Annotated in this window: 20 protein-coding genes and 1 riboswitch; of the genes, 7 read left to right on the forward strand and 13 right to left on the reverse strand. The window is 70.2% G+C overall.

Annotated features, from left to right (window positions below; all coding sequences use genetic code 11):
* From PMI14_RS08835 to PMI14_RS08855, 5 genes are all read right to left on the reverse strand, one after another.
* Positions 1-1288 (reverse strand): SWIM zinc finger family protein (locus tag PMI14_RS08835; protein ID WP_007852926.1); only part of this gene is annotated, 1288 nt, incomplete at its 3' end.
* 2 nt (positions 1289-1290) lie between these two features.
* Entirely contained in the window at positions 1291-2448 is a 1158-nt protein-coding gene (locus PMI14_RS08840; RefSeq protein WP_007852928.1) for a VWA domain-containing protein, read from the reverse strand.
* 134 nt (positions 2449-2582) lie between these two features.
* Positions 2583-3152 (reverse strand): single-stranded DNA-binding protein, encoded by a 570-nt coding sequence (gene ssb / locus PMI14_RS08845; RefSeq protein WP_007852929.1) that lies wholly within the window; start codon positions 3150-3152, stop codon positions 2583-2585.
* Positions 3153-3262: 110 nt separating this feature from the next.
* Positions 3263-4444: an MFS transporter gene (locus tag PMI14_RS08850; protein ID WP_035202952.1), complete on the reverse strand. Its 1182-nt coding sequence runs from the start codon at positions 4442-4444 to the stop codon at positions 3263-3265.
* A gap of 173 nt (positions 4445-4617) precedes the next feature.
* Positions 4618-7320, reverse strand: a complete 2703-nt coding sequence (locus tag PMI14_RS08855) for a sulfite reductase flavoprotein subunit alpha (RefSeq protein ID WP_007852933.1) — start codon at positions 7318-7320, stop codon at positions 4618-4620.
* Between the two features lie 294 nt (positions 7321-7614).
* Here PMI14_RS08855 and uvrA point away from each other — a divergent pair, with 294 nt between their 5' ends.
* Positions 7615-10596 carry an excinuclease ABC subunit UvrA gene (uvrA, locus tag PMI14_RS08860; RefSeq protein ID WP_238541820.1) on the forward strand — a complete coding sequence of 994 codons (2982 nt, stop codon included), beginning with the start codon at positions 7615-7617 and terminating at the stop codon, positions 10594-10596.
* Here the strand turns inward: uvrA and PMI14_RS08865 are convergent.
* Together PMI14_RS08865 and PMI14_RS08870 are read right to left on the reverse strand one after the other, a co-directional pair.
* The gene (locus tag PMI14_RS08865; protein WP_007852936.1) at positions 10593-11552 is read right to left on the reverse strand and encodes an alpha/beta hydrolase; all 960 of its coding nucleotides are present in this window, start codon (positions 11550-11552) and stop codon (positions 10593-10595) included. The two genes, uvrA and PMI14_RS08865, sit on opposite strands and share 4 nt — an antisense overlap.
* A gap of 34 nt (positions 11553-11586) precedes the next feature.
* The gene (locus PMI14_RS08870; protein ID WP_007852938.1) at positions 11587-11910 is read right to left on the reverse strand and encodes a hypothetical protein; all 324 of its coding nucleotides are present in this window, start codon (positions 11908-11910) and stop codon (positions 11587-11589) included.
* Between the two features lie 155 nt (positions 11911-12065).
* Here PMI14_RS08870 and ompR point away from each other — a divergent pair, with 155 nt between their 5' ends.
* Entirely contained in the window at positions 12066-12806 is a 741-nt protein-coding gene (ompR, locus tag PMI14_RS08875) for a two-component system response regulator OmpR (RefSeq protein WP_007852940.1), read from the forward strand.
* A complete protein-coding gene (locus tag PMI14_RS08880; protein WP_007852942.1) occupies positions 12803-14155 on the forward strand; it encodes an ATP-binding protein in 1353 nt (450 codons plus the stop codon). The genes ompR and PMI14_RS08880 overlap by 4 nt, the downstream gene beginning before the upstream one ends.
* Positions 14156-14181: 26 nt before the next feature.
* Here the strand turns inward: PMI14_RS08880 and PMI14_RS08885 are convergent, their stop codons facing one another.
* Together PMI14_RS08885 and otnI are read right to left on the reverse strand one after the other, a co-directional pair.
* Positions 14182-16146: a methyl-accepting chemotaxis protein gene (locus PMI14_RS08885; RefSeq protein ID WP_007852943.1), complete on the reverse strand. Its 1965-nt coding sequence runs from the start codon at positions 16144-16146 to the stop codon at positions 14182-14184.
* Between the two features lie 138 nt (positions 16147-16284).
* Complete coding sequence (gene otnI, locus PMI14_RS08890; protein ID WP_007852945.1) at positions 16285-17103, reverse strand: 2-oxo-tetronate isomerase; 819 nt, start codon at positions 17101-17103, stop codon at positions 16285-16287.
* A gap of 96 nt (positions 17104-17199) precedes the next feature.
* Here otnI and PMI14_RS08895 point away from each other — a divergent pair, with 96 nt between their 5' ends.
* Together PMI14_RS08895 and PMI14_RS08900 are read left to right on the forward strand one after the other, a co-directional pair.
* A complete protein-coding gene (locus PMI14_RS08895) occupies positions 17200-17643 on the forward strand; it encodes a MerR family transcriptional regulator (protein WP_007852946.1) in 444 nt (147 codons plus the stop codon).
* Positions 17644-17736: 93 nt separating this feature from the next.
* On the forward strand, positions 17737-18348 hold the full coding sequence (locus PMI14_RS08900; RefSeq protein WP_007852948.1) for an NAD(P)H-dependent oxidoreductase: 612 nt from the start codon (positions 17737-17739) through the stop codon (positions 18346-18348).
* 4 nt (positions 18349-18352) lie between these two features.
* On the opposite strand, the gene PMI14_RS08905 is transcribed toward PMI14_RS08900, so the two are convergent.
* The 4 genes from PMI14_RS08905 to PMI14_RS08920 all read right to left on the reverse strand — a co-directional run bounded on the left by PMI14_RS08905 (position 18353) and on the right by PMI14_RS08920 (position 22112).
* The gene (locus PMI14_RS08905) at positions 18353-19480 is read right to left on the reverse strand and encodes a glycerophosphodiester phosphodiesterase (protein ID WP_007852949.1); all 1128 of its coding nucleotides are present in this window, start codon (positions 19478-19480) and stop codon (positions 18353-18355) included.
* A 73-nt stretch (positions 19481-19553) separates the two neighbouring features.
* The gene (gene metW / locus PMI14_RS08910) at positions 19554-20138 is read right to left on the reverse strand and encodes a methionine biosynthesis protein MetW (protein WP_007852951.1); all 585 of its coding nucleotides are present in this window, start codon (positions 20136-20138) and stop codon (positions 19554-19556) included.
* Positions 20135-21265 carry a homoserine O-acetyltransferase gene (locus tag PMI14_RS08915; RefSeq protein ID WP_035202956.1) on the reverse strand — a complete coding sequence of 377 codons (1131 nt, stop codon included), beginning with the start codon at positions 21263-21265 and terminating at the stop codon, positions 20135-20137. The genes metW and PMI14_RS08915 overlap by 4 nt, the downstream gene beginning before the upstream one ends.
* A 280-nt stretch (positions 21266-21545) precedes the next feature.
* Positions 21546-22112, reverse strand: a complete 567-nt coding sequence (locus tag PMI14_RS08920) for a TMEM165/GDT1 family protein (protein ID WP_007852954.1) — start codon at positions 22110-22112, stop codon at positions 21546-21548.
* A 21-nt stretch (positions 22113-22133) separates the two neighbouring features.
* Positions 22134-22330, reverse strand: a riboswitch (yybP-ykoY riboswitch).
* Between the two features lie 252 nt (positions 22331-22582).
* On the opposite strand from PMI14_RS08920, the gene PMI14_RS08925 reads away from it, so the two are divergent.
* Together PMI14_RS08925 and PMI14_RS08930 are read left to right on the forward strand one after the other, a co-directional pair.
* On the forward strand, positions 22583-22975 hold the full coding sequence (locus tag PMI14_RS08925; protein ID WP_007852956.1) for an RNA-binding protein: 393 nt from the start codon (positions 22583-22585) through the stop codon (positions 22973-22975).
* A gap of 325 nt (positions 22976-23300) precedes the next feature.
* Positions 23301-23629: RNA-binding protein (locus PMI14_RS08930; protein ID WP_007852958.1), on the forward strand; the 329-nt coding region annotated here is incomplete at its 3' end.

Raw genomic sequence — 23629 nt, forward strand, 5'->3', positions numbered from 1 at the left:
CGTCGTCGGCCAGGCGCGGCTGCCCCAGCCGCAGCGGGGCCTGGCACAGGGACTGCGCGGCGCCCACGCCGGGCCACACGGCATGGATGTTCCAGGCGCTGTGGCGCGTGAAGCCCGTGTCGTTGCCATCGGGGCGCGCCAGCACGGCCTGCAGCAGACGCTGGCCGGCCAGGTCCCAGAAGGCCAGGGTCAGGCCGCGCGCGCCGCCCAGGGTCTGCCACCAATGGGCGCCCAGGGGCAGCAGTTCCAGGGCCGTGGTCTCGTCGAATGCGCGGCGCAGCCGGCCGCGCAGGGCGGCATTGCGTTCTGCCGCCTCCGGGCCTTCAGCGGGGGCACGCAGGGCATCGCACAGCGCCTGGATGCTGGACATCAGCGCCAGCGCGTCGCGCTCCTGCATGCGGTGGTCGCGCCGCACCAGGCCGTCCACCATGCCGCCCAGGTTGCGCAGCAGCGCGGCCAGGCGGGGCAGGCCCTCGCCGCGCGCCGACATGTTGAGCGCCAGCAGCCGTGCCGAGGCCTGCTCGCTCACGTGCGACAGGCCGCCGGTGAGCAGCTCGTGCAGCATGGCCTCCACCTGGGCGAGAAAGGCGCGTTCGCGCTCGCCCAGTGCGGCCGTGGGCTGCTCTGCCGCCGCGGCGGGCGCCATGCCCTCGGGCCACGCCAGCGGCTCGCCGAGCGCCTCGCGCAGGGCCGCCAGCGCGATCAGGTGCACGGCCTTGCGCTCGCGCGCCGGCACTTCGGACACCATGCCCTCGTAGCCCGCGCCTGCCACGTAGCGGCAGGTGGCGTTCAGCGCCGGCAGGTCCAGCACCAGCGTGCCGCCCTGCACGCGCCATTCGATGCCGCAGGGCAGCGCCTGCACGGCGCGGCGCACGGCGGCCACGCCGGCCTGCTTGAACAGGGCCGGGGCCTGCAGGGCTTTCACTTCAGCCAGCGGGTCGGCCGTGGTTGCCAGGCCTGGTTCTGCCGGGGCCTCGGTCGCTTGCGTTGCCGCCGGCTCAGCGGTGCCGGCAACGGGCTCCAGAGAGCGCAGCCACAGCGCCGCGCCCAGGATGTGCTTGCAGATCCCCGGCGCCGGGCAGTCGCACTGCGCCTTCTGCGGGCCCCGGGCGTCGAGCTGCACGCGCTGGCCATCGGCCTCGACCACGCCGCCCTCGGTGCCCTGCTCTGCCCATTGCACCTTGCCCGCCTCGACGTCCTTGGCGGCGCGGCGCAGCAGGCCTGCATTGGCCAGGGCCGTGAGGGTGTCGTCGTCGTAGGCGCGGTAGCCCTTGAACCAGGCGGCCATCGTCACTCCATCACTTCTGCGAGCCACTGGGCGAAGTGGGTGGGCGTGAGCGCCGCCACATGCATGCCCTTGTTGGCCAGGCGCTGGGCCATCTGCCGGTCGTAGACCGGGTTGGCACCTTCATCGAGCGCGGCCAGACCGAGCAGCTTCACGCGCGCCTCGGCCATGCGTGCCACGGCCGACAGCAGCGGGCCGGGGGCGGCGCCCTCCTCGAAGTCGCTGATCAGCGTGAACACCGTGCGCTGCGGGTTGGCGATCAGCGACTCGCAGTAGTGCACGGCGCGGCCGATGTCGGTGCCGCCGCCCAGCTGCACCGTGAGCAGCACCTCCACCGGGTCGTGCGCCAGGTGCGTGAGGTCGACCACGGCGGTGTCGAACACCACCAGCTTCACGCGCACGGCGGGCAGCGAGCTCATGATGCCGGCGATCACGGCGCTGTAGATCACCGAATCCATCATCGAGCCGCTCTGGTCCACGCACAGCACCACGTCCCAGGGCAGGTTGCGCTTGACGCGGGCGTTGAACAGCGGGCGCTGGATGACCAGTTGGCGGCGCTCGGCGCTGTAGTTCTTGAGGTTGGCGGCAATGGTGGCGCGCGCATCGAAGTTCTGCGCATTCTTGATCAGCGAGCGGCGCTGGCGGTTGCGCCGGCCCACCAGGGCGTTGACGAAGTCGTTCTTCAGCCGGCGGGTGATCTCGTCCACCGTCTTCTGGATCACCTCGCGCACGGCGTCGCGCATGCTGCCCGACAGGCGCCCGCGCATGCCCAGCAGCGCCTTGGCCAGGCCCGGCGTGGGGTCCATGGAGCGCAGCACGGCCGGGTCCTTGAGCAGGTCGGTGAGCTGGTAGCGGTCGATCGCCTGGGTCTGCATGCGCTCGAAGACCTCCTGCGGGAACAGCGTGCGCGAGCGGTTGAGCCAGTCGATGGCGCGCAGCTGGCTCGGGTCGAGCGAGCCGGCCCCGCCCAGGCCCCCCGGGGGCCGTGCCAGGCCGCGGCCATCGTACTCGCGGCCGTAGAGGTATTCGAGCGCCTGGTCGAGCTTCCAGTCGCCCGCGTCGAACTGCGCATGCGACAGCGGCTGCGCGGCATAGCGGCCCAGGATCAGGCGCCAGCGGCGCAGGGCCTCGTCGGGGCGGCCGCCGGGGTCAGGGCTTTCCATGGCAAGCGGTGCCTGTGCCGGCGCAAAAAAGGCCCGCAACACGGGCGGGCCTGGGTGGACTGAATGAAGGCCGGGGGGTGGCGCAGCGGGGCTGCTGCAGCCCGACAACCATGCGCAACATGCCCATGCGGTGCTCAGAACGGAATATCGTCGTCCATGTCGTCGAAGCCCGAGGCAGCGCGCGGTGCCGGCGCGGGTGCCGGGCGCGCGGCGGGCGCCGCGGGGCGTTGCTGCTGAGGCGGGGCCGCGCGGCGCTGGGGTGGCGCGTCGTAGCCGCCACCACCGCCCTGGTCGCCGCCGTAGCCGCCGCCATCGTCATAGCCGCCGCCCTGCTGGCCACCGCCACCCTGGCCGCCACCGCCCATGCCCTGGCGGCTGCCCAGCATCTGCATCTGGTCGGCACGGATTTCGGTGCTGTACTTTTCCACGCCCGCCTGGTCGGTCCACTTGCGCGTGCGCAGGCTGCCTTCCACATAGACCTGCGAGCCCTTGCGCAGGTACTGGCCGGCGATCTCGGCCAGGCGGCCGTTGAAGACCACGCGGTGCCACTCGGTGGCTTCCTTCATTTCGCCGCTTTGCTTGTCTTTCCACTTGTCGGTGGTGGCAATCGTCACGTTCGCCACCTGGTCGCCACTGGGGAAAGTGCGCATTTCAGGGTCGCGGCCGAGGTTGCCGACGATGATGACTTTGTTCACGGATGCCATGTGCTGCTCTACCTACTTGATGTTGGGGGGCGTCGGTGCCCTCTCCGGCCGGTGGAGAGGCTGCGCGCCAAACGTACCATTGTGCCGCAAGCCGGGCGCCCTGGGCAGGCTCAGTGTCCCTGACCGCGTCCGGTGGGCCGCAGCGGCCAGGTCAGCGCCAGCCACAGGGCCGTGAGCACCGCCGTGGTGGCAAACAGGCCCGGGGCTCCCGCCCACTTGACCAGGGCGCCGCCCAGTGCGCCGCCGGCGAACAGCCCCAGCGACTGCAGGGTGTTGTAGCTGCCCAGGGCCGCGCCGCGCAGCGCGGCGGGCGCCATGCGCGAGACCAGGCTGGGCTGGCTGGCCTCCAGCGCGTTGAAACCGCAGAAGAACACGAACAGCAGCGGCCCCAGCACCCACAGCGTGGGCGTGGCGCCGCTGGCCGCCAGGCCGTAGAGGCTCAGCTGTACCACCAGCACCAGGCCGATGGAGCCCAGCAGGGCCGTGCGCAGGTGCCCGGCGCGCTCCAGCGCGAACAGCCCGCCCATGGCCACGAACGACAGCACCACGGCGGGTAGGTAGGCCTGCCAGTGGTGGTCCTTGGGCAGTCCGGCCTGCACCAGCATGGCGGGCACGGCCACCCACATGGACAGTTGCACCGTGTGCAGCACGAACACGCCCAGGTTCAGGCGCAGCAGGTCCGGGTGGGCCCAGACGTCGGCCAGGCGGCCGCGCGGGGCATTGCGGTGCTCCGTGGGCTCGGGCGGAACCAGCCACAGCACCACGGCCACGCCGGCCAGCGCCAGCGCGCAGGTCAGCCCGAACAGGCCCGACAGGCCGATGTGGGCCGTGAGCAGCGGCGCGGCCACCAGGGCCACGGCGAACATCAGGCCGATGCTGCCGCCCACCAGGGCCATGGCCTTGGTGCGCACCGCATCGCGGGTCTGGTCGGCCAGCAGGGCCGTGACGGCGGCCGACACGGCGCCCGCGCCCTGCAGCGCCCGGCCCAGCAGCAGCCCGGTGAGCGAATCGGCCAGGGCCGCCAGCAGGCTGCCGCCCGCGAACACCAGCAGGCCGAGCACGATCACGCGCTTGCGCCCGAAACGGTCCGAGGCCATGCCCAGCGGCAGCTGCAGCAGTGCCTGCGTGAGCCCGTAGATGCCCATGGCCAGGCCCACCAGGGCCGGGTCATCCCCCCCGGGATACTTGCGCGCCTCCAACGCGAACACCGGCAGCACCAGGAACAGGCCGAGCATGCGCAGCGCGAAGATCAGCGCCAGGCTCACGCTGGCGCGGCGCTCCAGCGGCGTCATGGCGTGCGCGGCCGTCGGCGGCAGGGGGGCAGAGGGGGATGGGGCGGCACTCGGGGCCGGGGAAGGCATGAACAAGGAAAGGGGCTCGGTGGACGGCTGGTGCAAACCCCGATTCTCGCCCATCGCCCCGTCCATTGACTTTGATCAAGAACAAACCGGCCTTGTGGCCCGGCTCAGTACACGTCCCTTCGGTAGCGCCCATCAGCGATCAGCGCGTCGAGCGCATCGGCGCCCAGCACCTCGGCCAGCACCGCGTCCACCCCTGAGCCCATGCCCTGGGCACTGCCGCAGACATAGAGGATGGCGCCATCGGCCACCCAGGCGCGCAAGTCGCCCGCCGCGGCGCGCAGGCGGTCCTGCACATAGCGGTGCTCGCCGCCATCGCGCGAGAAAACGCGGTCGAGCCGCGGCAGGTAGCCGCCGGCTTGCCAGCCGTCGATCTCGGCGGCGCACAGGGTGTCGTGGGCGCCGTGGCGCTCGCCGAACAGCAGCCAGTTGCGCCGCTGGCCTGTGCGCACGCGCTCGCGCAGGTGCGCGCGCAGGCCTGCCAGCCCCGAGCCATTGCCGATGAACAGGCAGGGCACATCGCCCGCGGCAGTGTCGAAGCGCGGGTTGGCCACCAGGCGCAGGGGCACCCGCGTGTCCAGGCGGGCGTGGGCCGTGAGCCAGCCCGAAGCCAGGCCCAGGCCGCCCGCATGGCGCTCCTGGCGCACCAGCAGCTGCAGCGCGCCGTCCTGCGGCAACGAGGCCACCGAATAGGTGCGCGGCGCCAGGGGCACCAGGGCGTCGGCGCAGGCCTGGGCATCGGCAAAGTGCAGCGGCGGCACCGGCAGCACGCACTGCGCCAGGGCCTCGGCCAGGGTGCAGGGCTGGCCGGCCAGGCGCACGGCATGGGCACCTGCCAGTCCGGCGGCCGCCAGCCAGGCATCCACCGCCTCGGTGGAGTGTCGGGCCTGTACCTCCACCAGGGCACCGGGGTGCCAGGTGGCGGGGGTGTCGGCGGTCAGCGACAGCTCGAACAGCGGACCGCCCTCGCTGCCGGGGTTCAGGCACTCGCGGCCCGCCAGGCGCCAGGGGGCGTAGGGCAATTCGGGACCGGCATCGGCCAGCGGAGTATCCAGCGCCAGATGCTCGGCGCCTTCCAGCGTGGCCAGGGTCTGCATCCAGCGCGCCAGGGCGGCGGCATCGCCGCTGTCCACCTCGATCACAGGGAACAGCGGTTCCGCGCCTGCGCGGCGCAGGGCGTCGTCGAGGGCGTGGCCGTAGCCACAGAAGCGTGCGTAGTTGCGATCGCCCAGGGCCAGCAGGCCGTAGCGCAGGCCGGCCAGGCCGCCGGTGCCCTGCTGTTCCAGCAGGCGCGAGAAGCGCCGGGCGCTGTCGGGCGGCTCTCCTTCGCCGAAGCTGCTGGCCACCAGCAGCACGCGGCGGTGAGCGCGCAGCGCCTCGGGCGTGAGTTGCGCCACCGACTGCACGGCCACGCGCAGCCCGGCCTGCTGCAAGGCGGTGGCGCTTTGCAGGGCGATGCGCTCGGCCTGCCCGGCCTGGCTGGCGTAGGCCACCAGCAAGGTGTCGGCGGCAAGGGTGCCGGCCACCGCGCCGGGCACGCCCTGGCCGTGGGCGGCGCGCGCGGCTGCGGTGGCGCGGCGCTGGCGCCGGCGGTCCAGGTAGAGCATCCAGCCGGTGATGGCGAAGAGCGGCAGGCCCAGGCTGGCCAGCAGCATCGCCACGCGCCCCGGCAGGCCGAAATAGGTGCCCATGTGCACCGGGTAGATGGTGCTCAGCGCGCGTGCGCCCAGGCTGCGGTCGGCATAGCGGTCCTCGGCGCTGAGCTTGCCGGTCACGGGATCGATGGACATGCGGCTGCGCGCGCGTTCATGCGGTGCCTTGGCATCCAGCCAGGTGACCTGCACCGGCTGGCCGGGCTTGGCCGGCATGCGCAGGCTGGCCTCGGCCCAGTCGCCGGCCTGCTGCTGGAACACGGCCCAGGTGCGGGCCAGGTCCGGCAGTGCGGGCTCGGCGGCCTTGGGCTCCGCGTTGGCGGATGCCGGTGGCTTGGCGGGGGCGGCCACGCGTGGCGGGCGCTTCTGGCCGGCCCAGCCGTCCACCGTGTCGCGCACCGCATCGAAGCACCAGTAGATGCCCGTGGCCGTGAGCGCCACGTACAGCACCAGCGCCCAGGTGCCGATGACCGAGTGCAGGCCCCACAGGAAGGAGCGGCCCTTGAGCGCCGGGTCGAAGGTCAGCCAGGTGCGCCAGCGCAGCGGGTTGCGCGGCCAGCGCAGGTACAGGCCCGAGAGCGACAGGCCCAGCAGGCAGATCGCCAGCACGCCGGCCACCACGCGGCCGGGCTCGCGCGGCAGCAGCAGCCAGCGGTGCAGCGACTCGATCCACTCGAAGAAGCCGTGCCCCTGCAACTCGCCCAGCACGCTGCCGGTGTAGGGGTGCACGTAGACCACGTCGCCGCGCCGCTCGCCCGGGCGCGGCACGAAGGTCACGCGTGCCGAGCTGCCGGGCTCGGCCTGCACGGCCACGCTGCTGATGCGCTCGGTACGGCCGGCGCGCAGCACCGCCTCGGCGGCCTGCTGCGGTGTGAGCATGGGCCCGGCCGAGGGGGCCACCTGCCGCACGCCGGGGTTGATCAGGTCCAGGATCTCTTCGTGGAAGGCCAGCAGTGCCCCCGTGAGCCCGATGACCACCAGCACCGTGCCGGCGGTGATGCCGATGAACCAGTGCACCTGGAACCAGGCCTGGCGCAGGGTGGGCAAGGCCGGCAGGCGCCAGCGGCCGCGGGGCTGCGTGCCGGGGCTGGAGACGGGCACGGCGGTGTCGGTGGTGGCCGCAGTGGATGCGGCGGAAAGGGTGCGTTCGCTGGCCATGTTGCGTGGCGGGGGGCGCGGTCCACCGCCAGGGCATGGGCATGCCCGGCGATAAAGCGTTTAAATGAGAATGATTGTTATTTTATGGGTATCTGCATTCCCGTGGCGCCAGGTCGGCCTCTGGCGTAATTTCCGGTTGCATCGGCAACCGCCTGTGCCCTGGCAGCAGGGTGGCAGGTACGGGGCAGGCCGGTGGCCTATCATGGTGGGTTGTCCTGCATTGAGCCCGCCCCCGTGAAAAACGACCCTGTTGCCGACGACGGCCGATCTTCCGACGGCGCTTACCTGGCCCGCGTGCTGCGGGAGCAGCGCATCAGCATCCGCGGGGCGCGCACGCACAACCTCAAGAACATCGACCTCGACATCCCGCGCAACCAGCTCGTGGTGATCACCGGGCTGTCGGGCTCGGGCAAGTCCAGCCTGGCCTTCGACACGCTCTATGCCGAAGGCCAGCGCCGCTACGTGGAAAGCCTGTCGGCCTATGCGCGCCAGTTCCTCGGCCGGCTGGACAAGCCCGACGTCGACCTGATCGAGGGCCTGTCGCCCGCCATCAGCATCGAGCAAAAGGCCACCAGCCACAACCCGCGCTCCACCGTGGGCACCGTCACCGAGATCCACGACTACCTGCGCCTGTTGTACGCGCGCGCCGGCACGCCGTTCTGCCCCGACCACGGCCTGCCGCTGGCGGCCCAGACCGTGAGCCAGATGGTGGATGCCGTGCTGGCCCTGCCCGAGGACACGCGCCTGATGCTGCTGGCCCCCATGGCACGCGAGAAGAAGGGCGAGTTCACCGAGCTCTTCGCGCAGATGCAGGCCCTGGGCTACATCCGCTTCCGGGTGGACGGCGCCATCTACGAGTACGAGAGCCTGCCGGCCTTGAAGAAGTCCGAGAAGCACAGCATCGACGTGGTGATCGACCGCCTCAAGGTGCGCCCCGAGATGCAGCAGCGCCTGGCCGAGAGCATCGAGGCCGTGCTGCGCGTGGGTGGCAACGAAGGCAATGGCCGCGTGCTCGTGCTGGAGATGGATTCGGGCCAGGAGCACCTGTTCAGCTCCAAGTTCTCGTGCCCTGTGTGCAGCTACTCGCTGGCCGAGCTGGAGCCGCGCCTGTTCTCCTTCAACTCGCCCATGGGCGCCTGCCCGGCCTGCGACGGCATCGGCCAGCGCGAGGTGTTCGACCCGCTGCGCGTGGTGGCCTTCCCCACGCTGAGCCTGGCCAGCGGCGCCATCAAGGGCTGGGACCGGCGCAACGGCTATTACTTCGCCATGCTCGAAAGCCTGGGCCGGCACTATGGCTTTGATGTCGAGGCGCCCTTCGAGTCGCTGCCCGCCAAGGTGCAGAACGCGGTGCTGCACGGCTCGGGCGAGGAAGAGATCGCCTTCAGCTACATCATGGACAGCGGCCCCTCCAAGGGCAAGGTGCTGAGCCGCAAGCACACCTTCGAGGGCATCCTGCCGAACATGGCGCGGCGCTACCGCGAGACCGATTCGGTGGTGGTGCGCGAGGACCTGGCACGCTACCGCAGCACCCAGCCCTGCCCCGAATGCCATGGCACGCGACTGCGCCGCGAAGCGCGCCACGTGAAGGTGGGCGAAGGCGAGCAGGCGCGCGCCATCTTCGAGGTGAGCCACGCCACGCTCAACGACGCGCATGGCTGGTTCCGCGGGCTCCGGCTCAGCGGCGCCAAGGCCGAGATCGCCGACAAGGTGGTGCGCGAGATCACCACGCGGCTGCAGTTCCTCAACGACGTGGGCCTGAACTACCTGAGCCTGGACCGCAGCGCCGAGACGCTGTCGGGCGGCGAGGCGCAGCGCATCCGCCTGGCCAGCCAGATCGGCTCGGGCCTCACGGGCGTGATGTACGTGCTCGACGAGCCCAGCATCGGCCTGCACCAGCGCGACAACGACCGCCTCATCGCCACCCTGCAGCACCTGCGCGACATCGGCAACAGCGTGATCGTGGTCGAGCACGATGAGGACATGATGCGCGCCGCCGACCACGTGATCGACATGGGCCCTGGCGCCGGTGTGCACGGCGGCCGCGTCATGGCCCAGGGCAGCTACGACACGGTGCGCAGCCACCCCGAATCGCTCACCGGCAAGTACCTGTCGGGCACGCTGTCCATCGCCGTGCCCAGGCGCCGCACGCCCTGGCTGCCGGTGGTGGAGGCGGCCGCGCCGGCCCCCGCGCCGGCCAAGGGCAAGTCGCGCTTCCCGGAGACCGAGGCCAGCAAGCGCCGCGCCGAGCGCATGGCCGCCCACCATGCGCGCCAGGGCGCCGTGCAGGCGCTGCGCGTGGCCGGCGCCACGGGCAACAACCTCAAGAACGTGACGGTGGACTTCCCCGTGGGCCTGCTGACCTGCGTGACGGGGGTCTCGGGTTCGGGCAAGAGCACGCTGGTCAACGACACGCTGTATGCCGCCGTGGCGCGCCAGATCTACCGCGCCCACGAAGAGCCGGCCGCGCACGACGAGATCGTGGGCATCGAGTACTTCGACAAGGTCATCAACGTCGACCAGTCGCCCATCGGCCGCACGCCGCGCAGCAACCCGGCGACCTACACCGGTCTGTTCACGCCCATCCGCGAGCTCATGGCCGAGGTCAACACGGCCAAGGAACGCGGCTACGGGCCAGGGCGCTTCTCCTTCAACGTCGCCGGCGGCCGCTGCGAGGCCTGCCAGGGCGACGGCGTGGTGAAGGTGGAAATGCACTTCCTGCCCGACGTCTACGTGCCCTGCGACGTTTGCCACGGCCAGCGCTACAACCGCGAGACGCTGGAAGTGCTCTGGAAGGGCCGCAACATCGCGCAGATCCTGGAGCTCACGGTGGAGGATGCCTTCGCCTTCTTCAAGGACGTGCCGGCCCTGGCGCGCAAGCTGCAGACCCTGCTGGACGTGGGCCTGTCCTACATCCGCCTGGGCCAGGCGGCGACCACGCTCTCGGGCGGCGAGGCGCAGCGCGTGAAACTGGCGCAGGAGCTGTCCAAGCGCGACACCGGCCGCACGCTCTACATCCTGGACGAGCCGACCACCGGCCTGCACTTCGCCGACATCGACCTCCTGCTCAAGGTGCTGCACCAGCTGCGCGACGCGGGCAACACCATCGTCATCATCGAGCACAACCTGGACGTCATCAAGACCGCCGACTGGCTCATCGACATGGGGCCCGAGGGCGGTGCCGGTGGCGGCACCGTGGTGGGTGTGGGCACGCCCGAGGACCTGGCGGCCAATCCCGCCAGCCATACGGGCAAGTACCTCGCGCGCTACTTGGCCTAGCGCAGGCGCTGGGCGACGGTGGGATCGAGCGATCCCATGAACGCTTCGACGGCGCGCGTGTAGCTGCCCTCCAGCCCCAGGTCGGCATTGATCTCGCCGTGCGTGAGGTCCTGCGGCAGCACCTCGGCGCGGCCGCCCAGGGCCTGCACGTGGGCGGCCATGCCCTGGGCCTGCAGGCAGGGGCGGTCGGGCCGACGGGTGGAGCACACGAACTGCCAGGGCGGCTGTGACCCGCTCACGGCCTGGTAGGGCGAGATCGCGAGCCAGTAGGCGGGGTCGCTGCCCAGCACATCGTCGTACAGCGGGTAGTGGGGCAGCGCCATGACCACCGGTGCGTTGAGTAGCGCGCTGTCCAGCGACACCGTGCCCAGCCAGGGCGTGACGCCCAGTTGGCGCAAAAGCGGCGCATGCGCGTTGACGAAGGACACCAGGTGCGCCCCCGCCGAGTGGCCCATGAGGATGAACTTCGTAGGGTCGGCCCCCCATTGCGCGGCCTGCTTCTGCGCGGTGTCGAGCGCCAGGGCCACGTCGATCGCCTCCTGCAGCACGTCGACGGCCGGGTGCAGCCGGTAGTTGACGGAGATGAAGACGAAGCCACGCGGCACCCAGCGCGCGGCCTTTTCCTGCACCACGCGGCCCATGGCCTTGTCGCCTGTGCGCCAGCCGCCGCCGTGCACCATGAAGATCACCGGGGCCGGTCCGTCCACGCCGCTGCGCGGCGCGCTGGGCAGGTAGACGTCCATGCGCTGCAGCGGGTCGGCGCCGTAGGGCACGTCGGCAATGCGCTGCACGCCGGCCGGCAGGGTGGCGAGGGCGCCGCTGCCATCCTCGAGGAAGATGCCCGGGTCGGCCAGCTGCGCCTGGGCCGGTGCCACGGCGGCGAGCGAGGCCAGGGCCAGGGGCAGTGCGGCCCGGCAGGCCCAGGAGCGAAGGTGGGCAAAGGGATGGAAGGCCATGGTCGTTTTCTCCTGCAATGTTAGTGAAAGGTGGTTACTGCTGCAGGGCCCGGCGGCTGGCCAGGCGGGCTGCGATGGCGGCCGTGATCTCGGCCTCGGTCACATGGCCCTTGCGCGCGGTATCGATCTGGTCGAAGGCGCGGTGCACGCGCGGCATGCCGGCCTGGGCCTCGGCGCGGGTGAGCTGGCCGTTGCCGTCCCTGTCGGCGGCCACGAAGCGCTGGTGCAGCTGGCCGCGCGCCTGCTGTACCTGCTGGGCGCGCTGGCCCGGGGGCGCGGCCTGCGCGCAGGCACCGGCCATGAGGCCGATGGCAAGCCAGCCGGCGACGGCCAGTGCGCGGATGGAAAAAGGGGTCATGGGGGGCTCCTGGGTTGGGATGGCCCGACTTTCGCGCCCAGGTGTGAGCCGTTTGTGGCGTGGGCGGCCCGATGTATGACAAAGCATGACGAAGCGGCCTGCGACAAGGCCTTGGGCCCTACCATTGCCCCATCCCGTTTGCATGCACCCTCTCCATGACCGATGCCCTGGCCCGTATCCTGGTGGCCGATGACGAGCCCGACCTGCGCGCCCTGCTGCAGCGCTACCTGGGCGACCAGGGCTACGCCGTGCGCACGGTGGACGGTGCCGGCCCGCTCGACGCGCTGCTGGCGCGCGAGCGCTTCGACGTGCTGGTGCTCGATGTGATGATGCCGGGAGAGGACGGCCTGTCCATCTGCCGGCGCCTGCGCGCCCAGGGCGAGACCATTCCCATCCTCATGCTCACCGCGCGAGGCGACCCGGTGGACCGCATCGTCGGCCTGGAGATGGGGGCCGACGACTACCTGCCCAAGCCCTTCAACCCGCGCGAGCTGCTGGCGCGCGTGCAGGCCATGGTGCGGCGCCAGCGCATGCTGGGCGCACACACCGGCCCGGTACAGGCCGGTGGCTGTATCCGCTTCGGCGACTTCACCCTGTGGGTGGACGAGCGCCGGCTGTCCCGCGATGGGCAGGACCTGCCGCTGACCAGCGGCGAATTCGCCCTGCTGCAGGCCCTGGCCCGGCAGCCGCGCCGCCCCCTGGGCCGCGACCGGCTGATGGCCCTGGCCTACGGGCCCGACCACGAGGCCACGGACCGCAGCATCGACGTGCAGGTGATGCGCCTGCGCAAGCTGATCGAGGCCGACCCGGCGCAGCCGCGCCACATCCGCACCGTCTGGGGCGTGGGCTATGTCTTCATGCCGGACGGCTCCGCGCCTGCCGGGGGCGCGGGATGACCGCCGCTGCGCCCGTGCACAGCGGGTGGCCGCGCAGCCTGCTGGGGCGCAACCTGTTGCTCATTGCCGCGCTGGTGGTGCTGAGCCAGCTGTGTGCCGTGGTGCTGGTGCGCCAGATGGTCTTGCAGCCGCGCGTGGCCCAGGCGGCCGACGGCGTGGCGCGCAATGTGGTGGCCCTGCGCGCCGGGCTGGGGGTGCTGCCGCCCGCACAGCGTGCCGCCTTCGTCGAGGCCTTCAACCGCCAGGCGAGCCATGCCGCCATGCAGGCCGGCGAGCCGCCCTCCCCGCGCCAGCGCGCCCTGCTCTCCCCGTTGGAGCGCCGCTTCGTGCAGGCCGTCGTGCGGCGGCTGGAACAGCAGGCCGAGCCCGGCGGCGATGCCGGGCCGCGCTGGCGCCGCGATGGCGCGGGCCTGCTGGCGCTGCGCGTGGCGCATGGCGGCACCGATTACTGGCTCACGCTGCCCCATGTCTTTCCTGCGCGCGAATTCACGGGGGCCTGGCTCATGGCCACGGTGGCCGGTGGGCTGCTCGCGCTGCTCGGCGCCTGGTGGCTGCAGCGCCACCTCAACCGGCCATTGGCACGCGTGGTGGCCGCCGCGCAGCAACTGTCCCGCGGGCAGCCACCCAAGGCCTTGCCCGAGGATGGGCCACAGGAGATTGCCACCGTGGCGCGCAGCTTCAACCTGATGGCGCGCAGCCTGGCCGAGGCCGATCGCGAGCGCGCGCTGATGCTGGCCGGTGTCTCGCACGACCTGCGCACCCCGCTCACCAAGCTGCGCCTGGGGGTGGAGATCGCCCAGGCCCAGGTGGACGCCCCGCTGGCGGCCAGCATGGCGCGCAGCATCGAGGAGATGGACGCCATCGTCGGCCAGTTCCTCGATTTCGCGCGCCTGGGCGATGGTGAAGCGGCCACTGCGGCATCGCTCGATGAACTGGCCCAGGCCGTGGCCGAGGCGCAGGCCGACCATGGCCGCGCGCTGCAACTGGAAGCGGGCCCAACGCCCACTGTTCCTGTGCACGCGCAAGCGCTGCGGCGCGCGGTGGACAACCTGGTCGAGAACGCATGGCGCCATGGCGCCGCGCCCGTGGTGCTGCGCACCGGCGCCAGCGCGCAGCATGCATGGATCGAGGTGGCAGACCATGGTGCCGGCATGGCCCCGGACGAGCTGGAGCGCCTGCGCCAGCCCTTTGCCCGTGGGGGCGGGGCGGCGCGTTCGGGCACCCCAGGGGCCGGCCTGGGCCTGGCCATCGCGGAAAGGGTGGCGCGCGCCCATGGCGGCACGCTGGAGCTGCACAGCGCCGCGGGCGCCGGCCTGCGCGCCCGGCTGGTGCTGCCGCGGTCGGCCTGAGCTCTGGAACAGGTTCCGAGGCCTGCTCAGCGCAGGCGCGGCATGGAGGGTGCCGCAGGGACCGTATCGCCGATGCGGAACACCGAAACCACCTGCACCAGTTCCTCGGCCTGGCTTTGCAGGCTGCCCGCGGCCGCCGCCATCTCCTCGACCAGGGCGGCGTTCTGCTGCGTGGCCTGGTCCATCTGCGTCACGGCCTCGCCGACCTGGGTCACGCCCAGCGACTGTTCGTGGCTGGCGGCACTGATCTCGCCCATGAGGTCGTTCACCCGGCCGATGGCTGCCACCACCTCGTGCATGGTGCTGCCGGCGCGCTCCACCAGCTGGTTGCCCTGCTGCACACGCTCCACGCTGGCATGGATCAGCGTGCGGATCTCGCGCGCGGCCTCGGCACTGCGCCCGGCCAGGCTGCGCACCTCGCTGGCCACCACGGCAAAGCCCCGGCCCTGCTCGCCGGCGCGGGCCGCCTCGACAGCGGCATTGAGCGCCAGGATGTTGGTCTGGAAGGCGATGGAGTCGATCACGCCGATGATGTCGGCGATCTTGCGCGAACTCTGGTTGATCTCGCCCATCGTGGTCACCACCTCGCCCACCACCTGGCCGCCGCGCGCGGCGACTTCGGCGGCGCTGCTGGCCAGCTGGTTGGCCTGGCGTGCCGCGTCGGCCGACTGGCGCACGGTGGCGGTGAGCTGGTCCATGCTCTGGGCCGTCTGCGCCAGGCTGCTGGCCGTGGCCTCGGTGCGCGCCGACAGGTCCTGGTTGCCGCTGGCGATCTCGGCGCTGGCCGTGCCGATGTTGTCCACGGCCGTGCGCACCTGCTGCAGCATCTGCGTGTAGCGCTGGCGCATGCCTTCGACCTCCTGCACCAGCGCACCGATCTCGTCGCGCCGCGTGGTGCGAAACGCCTGGGTCAGGTCGCCCTGGGCCACCAGGGTGATGGCCTGGGTCAGGTCGCGCAGCGGCCGGCTCACACCGCGGCGCAGCACCAGGAACAGGCCCACGGCCAGCAGCGCCACGGCCACCGCCATCAGGGCCCACACGGCCAGGGTCACGCGGCGCTGGCCGGCCATGGCCTCGCCGTAGGGCACCTCGGCCACCACCCACCAGCCGCCGGCGGTTTTGCGCACCAGGGCGAAGGGGTCTTCGGCGCCCTGGCCCAGCAGCGGCAGGGCCTCGCGCACATAGCCGTCCTGGGAGGCGGCAAGCGCCTCCAGGAACGCGCCGGCCTGGGGATAGGCCTCCAGCACGCGCTTGCCGCCGGCGCTCGGGTGGTAGACGAAATTCGCCTTGTCCAGCCCGGCGCCGGGGTTGACCACGTAGGTGCCGCCATGCTCGAAGAAGCGCGTCTGCGCGACCTGCTTTTGCAGCATGGCGTGGAACACGCTGATGTCGTTGCCGATGAACAGCACAGCGGTGACCTTGCCGGCACCGTCCTTGGTCGGCAGGTAGTGGCCCATGTAGGGCTTGCCGTTCACCACGGTGACGCCGGTGTAGGTCTCGCCCTTGCTCACGGCCGCATAGGCCGGGTCGGTGCGCGCCAGCGGCGTGCCCTGCTGGCGCTCGCCCTGGGCGTTCTTGACCGAGGTGGTGATGCGCATGAAATCCTCGCCCTTGCGCGCGAACACCGTGGCGATGCCCGCGGTCTCGTTGGCGAACTTGTCCACCGAGCCATAGTCTTCGTTGACCAGCGCGCCGTAGCTGCGCAGCTCGCCCGTGGCCTCGTCCAGGTGCATGGCCGCATCGAAGTAGCGCTGGAAGCCCTTCATCGTGAGCTGCACCAGCTCGCGGTTGGTGTTGTCGGCCGCGTCGAGCGACTGGGCCACGCTCTGTGCCGTGTCGCCCACGCTGGCGATCAGCTGCGTGCGGGTGTTGCGCTCGGTCAGCACGGCGATGGCCAGGCCCACGAGCACCATGACCAGTGCCACCAGGGCAATGGCCATGAGCGTGACCTGGCGCGCGACGGAACGGTTGTTGGCAAGGGGGGCTGGCACGGGGCTTGTCTCCTGGAAGTGAATGCGCACTGCTGCCGGCTGTGCCGGTCTGCATTCACTCTAAGCCCGAGTGCTTGTTACATTTATTCACGCATTCCCTTACGCAGAGCTGCGTACCGCCCAAGCATGCGCCGCAGGTCAGTGACCCGACTGTGTGCGCTCCAGCCACCCGAGGCCCTCGGAGGTGCCGGCGGCCGGCCGGTACTCGCAGCCCACCCAGCCGGCATAGCCCAGGCTGTCGATCAGGTCGAACAGGTAGGGGTAGTGGAGCTCCCCCCGGTCCGGCTCCTGGCGCTCGGGCACGCCGGCCACCTGCAGGTGCGACACGCGGCCCGTGGGCAGGTAGCGGCGCAGCTTGCTGGCCACGTCGCCCTCCACGATCTGGCAGTGGTACAGGTCCATCTGCACCTTGAGGTTGTCCATCTGCGCCGCGTCGAGCAGCTCATGCGCATGGTCCTGGCGGTTCAGGAAGTAGCGCGGCATGTCGCGCAGGTTGATCGGCTCGATCAGGATCTCGCGCCCGCTCCGCGCCGCCTCGGTCGCGGCCCAGCGCAGGTTGTCCACGCACAGGCCCTTGAGCGATTCGCGCTCCACCCCGGCCGGCACCATGCCCGACAGCACGTGGATGCGCGGGCAATCGAGGGCAGCGGCATATTCCAGCGCTTCCTGCACGCCGCGGCGGAACTCCGCCTCGCGCCCCGGCAGCGCGGCCGTGCCGCGCGCCTGCTGCTCCCAGGCCGTGGCCATGCTGGCGCGGTCGGTGCCGCTGGGCGGGGCGTTGAACAACACCATGGCCAGGCCGTTGTCGGCCAGCCGCGCCGCCAGCTCGGCCGGGGCGAAGGCATAGGGGAACTGGCATTCCACCGCGGCAAAGCCGTCGCGCGCGGCGGCGGCAAAGCGTTCCAGGAAGGGCAGCTCGGTGTACATCAGGCTCAGGTTGGCGGCGAACTGGGGCATGGCGGTGGGCAAAAGGTGGAAGGCCGGACGTGCGTAGGCTACTATTTTGCGGTGGAGCCAGCCCTCCACCGCCCACCCCCCTTCAGGAACCGCCCCATGCGCATCGGAGAACTGGCCCAACGCACCGGCACCACGCCCAAGGCCATTCGCCTGTACGAGGCACGCGGGCTGCTGGGCACGGTGGCGCGCGACGGCAGCTACCGCCACTACGGCGAGGCGGACGTGGCGCGTGTGCAACTGATCCGCCAGGCCCAGGGCCTGGGGTTCAGCCTGGCGCAGCTCGACGGCCTGCCCGACCTGCACCAGAGCGCCGGCTGGGCGCGCATGGCCGGATTGCTGGCCGAGCGGCGCGCCATGGTGGCGCAGGAACAGGCGCGCCTGGCCGCGCTCGATGGGCAACTGGCCGCACTGCAGGCCGAGCTGCATGCCTGCGATGCGCTGGCCCTCCCCGCCGCGCCGCAGGCCTGCGCGGCGCCGCAGGGGCCGGTGGGCCCCTCGCGCCACCTCGTCCCCCTCGCCAGCGCCAGCGCCACCGCCTGACGGCTCTTTGTGCGGAAAGCCTGATCCCGCTGCTTGACTCTGCCCCGTGGGGCAAGGTGAGCATGGGGAACTCAACACTTTTCGGGAGTTCTCGTGGCGCAACGCATCCTGGTCATCCTTGGCCACCCTGCCCTCAACAGCCTGTGCGCAGGCATGGCGACCGCTTACGCCGAGGGCGCGCAGGCCGCTGGCGCCGAAGTGCGGCGCCTGGACCTTTCCACCCTGCACTTCGATCCCCTGCTGCATGCCGGCCACTATGGCGAACAGCCGCTGGAACCCGACCTGCTGGCCGCGCAGGCGGACATTGCCTGGGCCGAGCACCTGGTCTGGGTCTACCCCATCTGGTGGGGCGCCATGCCCGCGCTCTTGAAGGGCTTCATCGACCGGGTCCTGCTGCCTGGCTATGCCTTCAAGTACCGCCAGGGCTCGTCGCTGTGGGACAAGCTGCTCGCCGGTCGCTCGGCCGAGCTGCTGGTGACCATGGATTCGCCGCCCTGGTACTTTCGCTGGGTTACGCGCATGCCGGGCCACCACCAGATGAAGAAAGCCATCCTGGAGTTCTGCGGCATCCGGCCCGTGAAAGTGCACAGCTTCGGGCCGGTGCGCACGGCCGACGCGAAGCGCCTGGGCGCATGGGTGGCACAGGCCCGCGCCCTCGGCGCGCGGCATGGCGGCCGCACCCCGGCCACGGTGGCGGCGTCCTGACGGCTTATTTCGCGGTGAACGCCTGCACGGCGGCGCGGCCCACGGCCGAGTCGTCGGTGAAGAAACCGTCCACGCCTGCGCGCAGGTAGGCGGTGATCTCGGCGATGCTGTCGCCGCGGGCCGTGGCGTCGCTGGCCGGGGCCTTGCGCAGGCTGGTGGGCAGGAAGCTGTTCTCGGGCCGCAGCGTCCAGATGTGCACCGACAGGCCGGCCGCACGGGCGTTGGCCACGAGCGCAGTGGGCTCGCCGAGGACCCCGTCCTTCACCGGGACCACCAGGGTCTTGAAGGGGCCGACGGCGTTGGCATAGCTGGCCACCTGCCTGAGGCCCTCGGCCGTGACCAGGTCGGCATAGCTGCGCGTGTTGGCCGCGCCCTGGGCCACGAAGTCGTAGGGCCGGCCCGAGGGGGCGACCAGCTGCACCAGGCGCACGGTGCTCAGCTTGCGGATGGCCTGCAGGTTGGCCACCTCGAAGGACTGCACGAACACCGGTGCCTGCTTGTGGTTCCAGCCGTTCTTCTCCAGTACCGCGAGCAAAGGGGCTTCCAGCGGCTGGCCGATGGACTGGAAGTAGGTCGGGTGCTTGGTCTCGGGGTAGATGCCGATGGTGCGGCCGGTCTTCGCGCTCTGGGTCTTGGCCAGGTCGATCACCTCCTGCAGCGTGGGGATCTCGAACTGGCCGTTGTAGGCCACGTTGGCCGGGCGCTGCGCCGGGATGCGTTCGCGCGCGCGCAAGGTCTTGAGCTCGGCCAGCGTGAAGTCTTCGGTGAACCAGCCGGTGATGGCCTGGCCATCGATGCTGCGCGTGGCCTTGCGCGCGGCGAACTCGGGGCGGTCGACCACGTCGGTGGTGGCTTCCTTCACCGATCCATCGGCGTTGAGGATGGCGATGGCGTTCTCGTGCCGGGCCACCAGCACCCCGTCCTTGGTGATCACCAGGTCGGGCTCGATGATGTCGGCGCCATCGTCGATAGCCTTCTGGTAGGCCGCCAGCGTGTGCTCGGGGCGCAGCGCCGAGGCGCCGCGGTGGGCGATCACCGTGGGGGTGGGCGGCCAGGCCTGCTGGGCGGCAGCGCCCAGGGCCTGGGTGGCCAGGGCGATGGCGAGGGCGGATTTCAGGGGCACGAGGCGCATGGGGGTCTCCGGGGCGGTGGTGTTTGCCAACCTGCCACCATAACCCGCCTGCGTGACAGGTGCATGGCGCCCGTCAGGCGTGCTCGAAGTGGAAGACGGCGGTGCCGGCCATCACGTTGGGGAGCACGCGCACCTCGCGCCCGTCCTGCAGCCCGAAGGATTCGAGCACGCGCAGCTCGTTCTTGTGCGCCAGCACCTCGAAATCCTTGTAGGTACCCACGCGGATGTTGGGCGTGTCGTACCACTGGTAGGGCAGGCGCCGCGTGACGGGCATGCGCCCGCGCAGGATGGACAGGCGGTTGGGCCAGTGCGCGAAGTTGGGGAAGGCGACGATGCCGGTGCGGCCCACGCGCGCCGTCTCGCGCAGCATCACCTCGGCATTGCGCAGGTGCTGCAGCGTGTCGATCTGCAGCACGACGTCGAAGCTGTTGTCACCGAACATGGCCAGGCCTTCGTCCAGGTTGAGCTGGATCACGTCCACCCCGCGGCGCACGCAGGCCAGCACGTTGGCGTCGGCGATCTCGACGCCGTAGCCGCTGCAGCCGCGTTCGCGCTGCAGGTAGGACAGCATGGCACCATCGCCACAGCCCAGGTCGAGCACGCGCGAGCCGGTGGGGACCAGGCGCGCCAGCGCCTCCATGGTGGCTTTCTCGGTCATGCGTGGACCTCCTTGGCGATGCTGTCGAAATACGAGCGCATGGTGTCCATGTAGCGGGGGTCGTCGAGCAGGAAGGCGTCGTGCCCGTGCGGCGCGTCGATCTCGGCATAGCTCACGCGGCGGCGGTTGTCGAGCAGGGCCTTGACGATTTCGCGGCTGCGCTGGGGCGAGAAGCGCCAGTCGGTGGTGAAGCTGATGAGCAGGAACTTGGCCGTGGCGCGGGCCAGCGCCTGCGTGAGGCTGCCGCCGTACTGCAGCGCCGGGTCGAAGTAGTCGAGCGCGCGCGTGATCAGCAGGTAGGTGTTGGCGTCGAAGTACTCGCTGAACTTGTCGCCCTGGTAGCGCAGGTAGCTCTCGATCTGGAACTCGATGTCCTGTGTACTGTATTTGGGCGTGAGGCCCTCGCGCAGCTGGCGCCCGAACTTCTCGTTCATCACGTCGTCGCTCAGGTAGGTGATGTGGCCGATCATGCGCGCGATGCGCAGGCCGCGCTGCGGGATCACGCCGTGGCGGTAGAAGTGGCCGCCGTGGAAGTCCGGATCGGTCACGATGGCGCGGCGCGCCACCTCGTTGAAGGCGATGTTCTCGGCCGTGAGGTTGGGGGCGCTGGCCACCACCACGGCATGGCGCATGCGGTCGGGGTATTGCAGCGTCCAGCCCAGGGCCTGCATGCCACCCAGGCTGCCACCAAGCACGGCGGCCAGCTGGGTGATGCCCAGGCGGTCGAGCAGGCGGGCCTGGGCGTTGACCCAGTCTTCCACCGTGACCACCGGGAAGTCGGCGCCATAGACCTCGCCCGTGTCCGGGTGGGTGTGCATGGGCCCGGTCGAGCCGAAGCACGAGCCCAGGTTGTTCACCCCGATCACGAAGAAGCGGTTGGTGTCCACCGGCTTGCCCGGGCCGATCATGTTGTCCCACCAGCCCTCGCTGCGCGGCTGGCCTTCGTAGACGCCGGCCACATGGTGCGAGGCGTTGAGCGCGTGGCAGACGAGCACGGCATTGGAGCGCTCGGCATTGAGCGTGCCGTAGGTCTCGTAGGCCAGCACGTAGTCGCGGATGGAGGCGCCGCTCTGCAGCGGCAGCGCCTCCTCGAAATGCATGGACTGGGGTGTGGCAATGAACGACATAAACAAAAAACCCGGCATCGCTAAAAACGAGGCCGGGGTTTGGGTGTCGGTCGGGTCTTTAGCAGAATTTATAAAGCGCCCGCAAGCTATGGCAAATCGGCGCAGGCACGACTATACCAAAGGCGGGCGCCGGCCGCACCCCGGTGACCAACGGGCCTGCGCGCCGCACGCAGGCCGTGGGAACTGGCATGCCTCATGCCAGTGCCACCGTGGAACTGGCTTTGCCAGGCCACGGGTGGCGTCCCCCTATGGGGGAAGGCGCGAAGCGACTCAGGGGGAGTCAGCTCACCGGTGCGAACAGTGCGATGGCGCCGAGCACCAGGAAAATGCCGGCCGACACCATGTGCACCGCCTTGATGGGTACGCGCCGCGTGATGCGCTCGCCCAGCCACACCACGGGGGCGTTGGCCAGCATCATGCCGAGCGTGGTGCCCGTCACCACCCAGAGGTAGGCGTTGTACTGGGCCGCCAGCATCACGGTGGCGATCTGGGTCTTGTCGCCCATCTCGGCCAGGAAGAAGGTGATCAGCGTGGTGCCGAAGACCCCCCAGCGCGGGGCTCCCCCGGTTTCCTCTTCGTCGAGCTTGTCCGGGATCAGCATCCAGATGGCCATGGCGATGAAGGAGGCGCCCAGGATCCAGCGCAGCATCTGCGGGCCCAGCATGGTGGTGACCCAGGCGCCGAGTGCGCCGGCCAGGCCGTGGTTGGCCAGCGTGGCGACCAGGATCCCGAGGACGATGGGCCAGGGTTTGCGGAAACGGGCGGCGAGTACCAGCGCCAGCAGTTGGGTCTTGTCGCCCATCTCGGCGAGGGCGACGAGGGCGGTCGAAACGAAGAAGGCTTCCATGGGGTGGGGTCAATCCGGCCGGATTGTTGTGCGAACGCATTGACTGCACCCCGACTCCGGCCATTGGATCGGCATGCAGTCAATGGTCTTGCCCAGCTCATTCAAGAAAGAATGAAAAACCGCATGCGCCATGGGTTGCAAGGAACCCAAGTGTGTTGACGCATGCCCCCGGCGCATGGAACGACCGGGCGGGCTACTCCCCAAAGACATCACAATTGTATACGAATGTTGGAAAATCTAGGGAGAAACCCGATGCCGCGGGCGGTTGACAAAAGGCAGTTCGGGTTTGCCCTTGCTGAAATAAAACCCCACAAGCCGCATAAAGTGATTGATAATGGGTTCGCCTTACTGCCCAGCAGCAAGGCAGATGGTTAGCGGTGATTGGTCAGTTTCGCGTCTTTGAAGTCGTCACAGGTTTGTTGATTGCGTCGGGCTCCATCGCGTTTTCATGTTTTTTCAGGAGTCCTTTCATGGGCAACAAACTTTACGTGGGCAACCTGCCCTACAGCTTCCGCGACGAAGACCTGCAGCAAACCTTCAGCCAGTACGGCTCGGTTGGCAGTGCCAAGGTCATGATGGAGCGTGACACCGGCCGTTCCAAGGGTTTCGGCTTTGTCGAAATGGGCAGCGATGCCGAAGCACAAGCCGCCATCCAAGGCGTGCATGGCCAGAATTTCGGCGGCCGTGACCTCGTGGTCAACGAAGCCCGTCCCATGGAGCCCCGCGCTCCCCGTAGCGGTGGCTTCGGTGGCGGCGGTGGTGGTGGCGGCGGCTACGGTGGTGGCGGCGGCGGCGGTTACGGCGGTGGCCGTTCCGGCGGCGGCGGCGGTGGTGGTTACGGCGGTGGCCGTGGCAGCTACTAAGCAGCGCACACCCGTCCCGGCAGGCCTGGCCTGCTGACGACAAAAACAAGGAGCCTTCGGGCTCCTTTTTTTATGCCCGTAAGGGCCTGCGAGGGGCCATTTCTCCCCTCGCTGTGGCATTTGTCACCATGCCACCACACCGTACCCCGCCAGACCATGAGGCTTGCTTTTTTGGGAAATTTGTGGCGCATAATGGCTTGGCGGGTTTTGCCCGTCTCAAGTTTGCGGTGATCCGTCAGTTTCGCGCTGAGAGCGTCATTGAGATTAGCTGGCTGCGGTATCGGGACTCCATCGCTTTATCCATGTGTTTTTGAGGAGTCCCTCGATGGGCAACAAACTGTACGTTGGCAATTTGCCGTACTCGGTACGCGACAGCGATCTGGAGCAGGCCTTTGGCCAATTTGGCGCAGTGACCAGTGCCAAAGTGATGATGGAGCGCGACACCGGCCGCTCCAAGGGTTTCGGGTTTGTTGAAATGGGCAGCGACCCAGAAGCCCAGGCTGCCATCAACGGCATGAACGGCCAGCCCCTCGGCGGCCGCAGCATCGTGGTGAACGAAGCACGTCCCATGGAACCCCGTCCTCCCCGCAGCGGTGGCTTTGGCGGTGGTGGGGGTGGTGGTGGCTATGGCGGCGGCGGTGGCCGCAGCGGTGG

The sequence above is a fragment of the Acidovorax sp. CF316 genome, from assembly GCF_000276605.1.
In the GTDB taxonomy this organism is placed as follows: Bacteria; Pseudomonadota; Gammaproteobacteria; order Burkholderiales; family Burkholderiaceae_C; genus Acidovorax.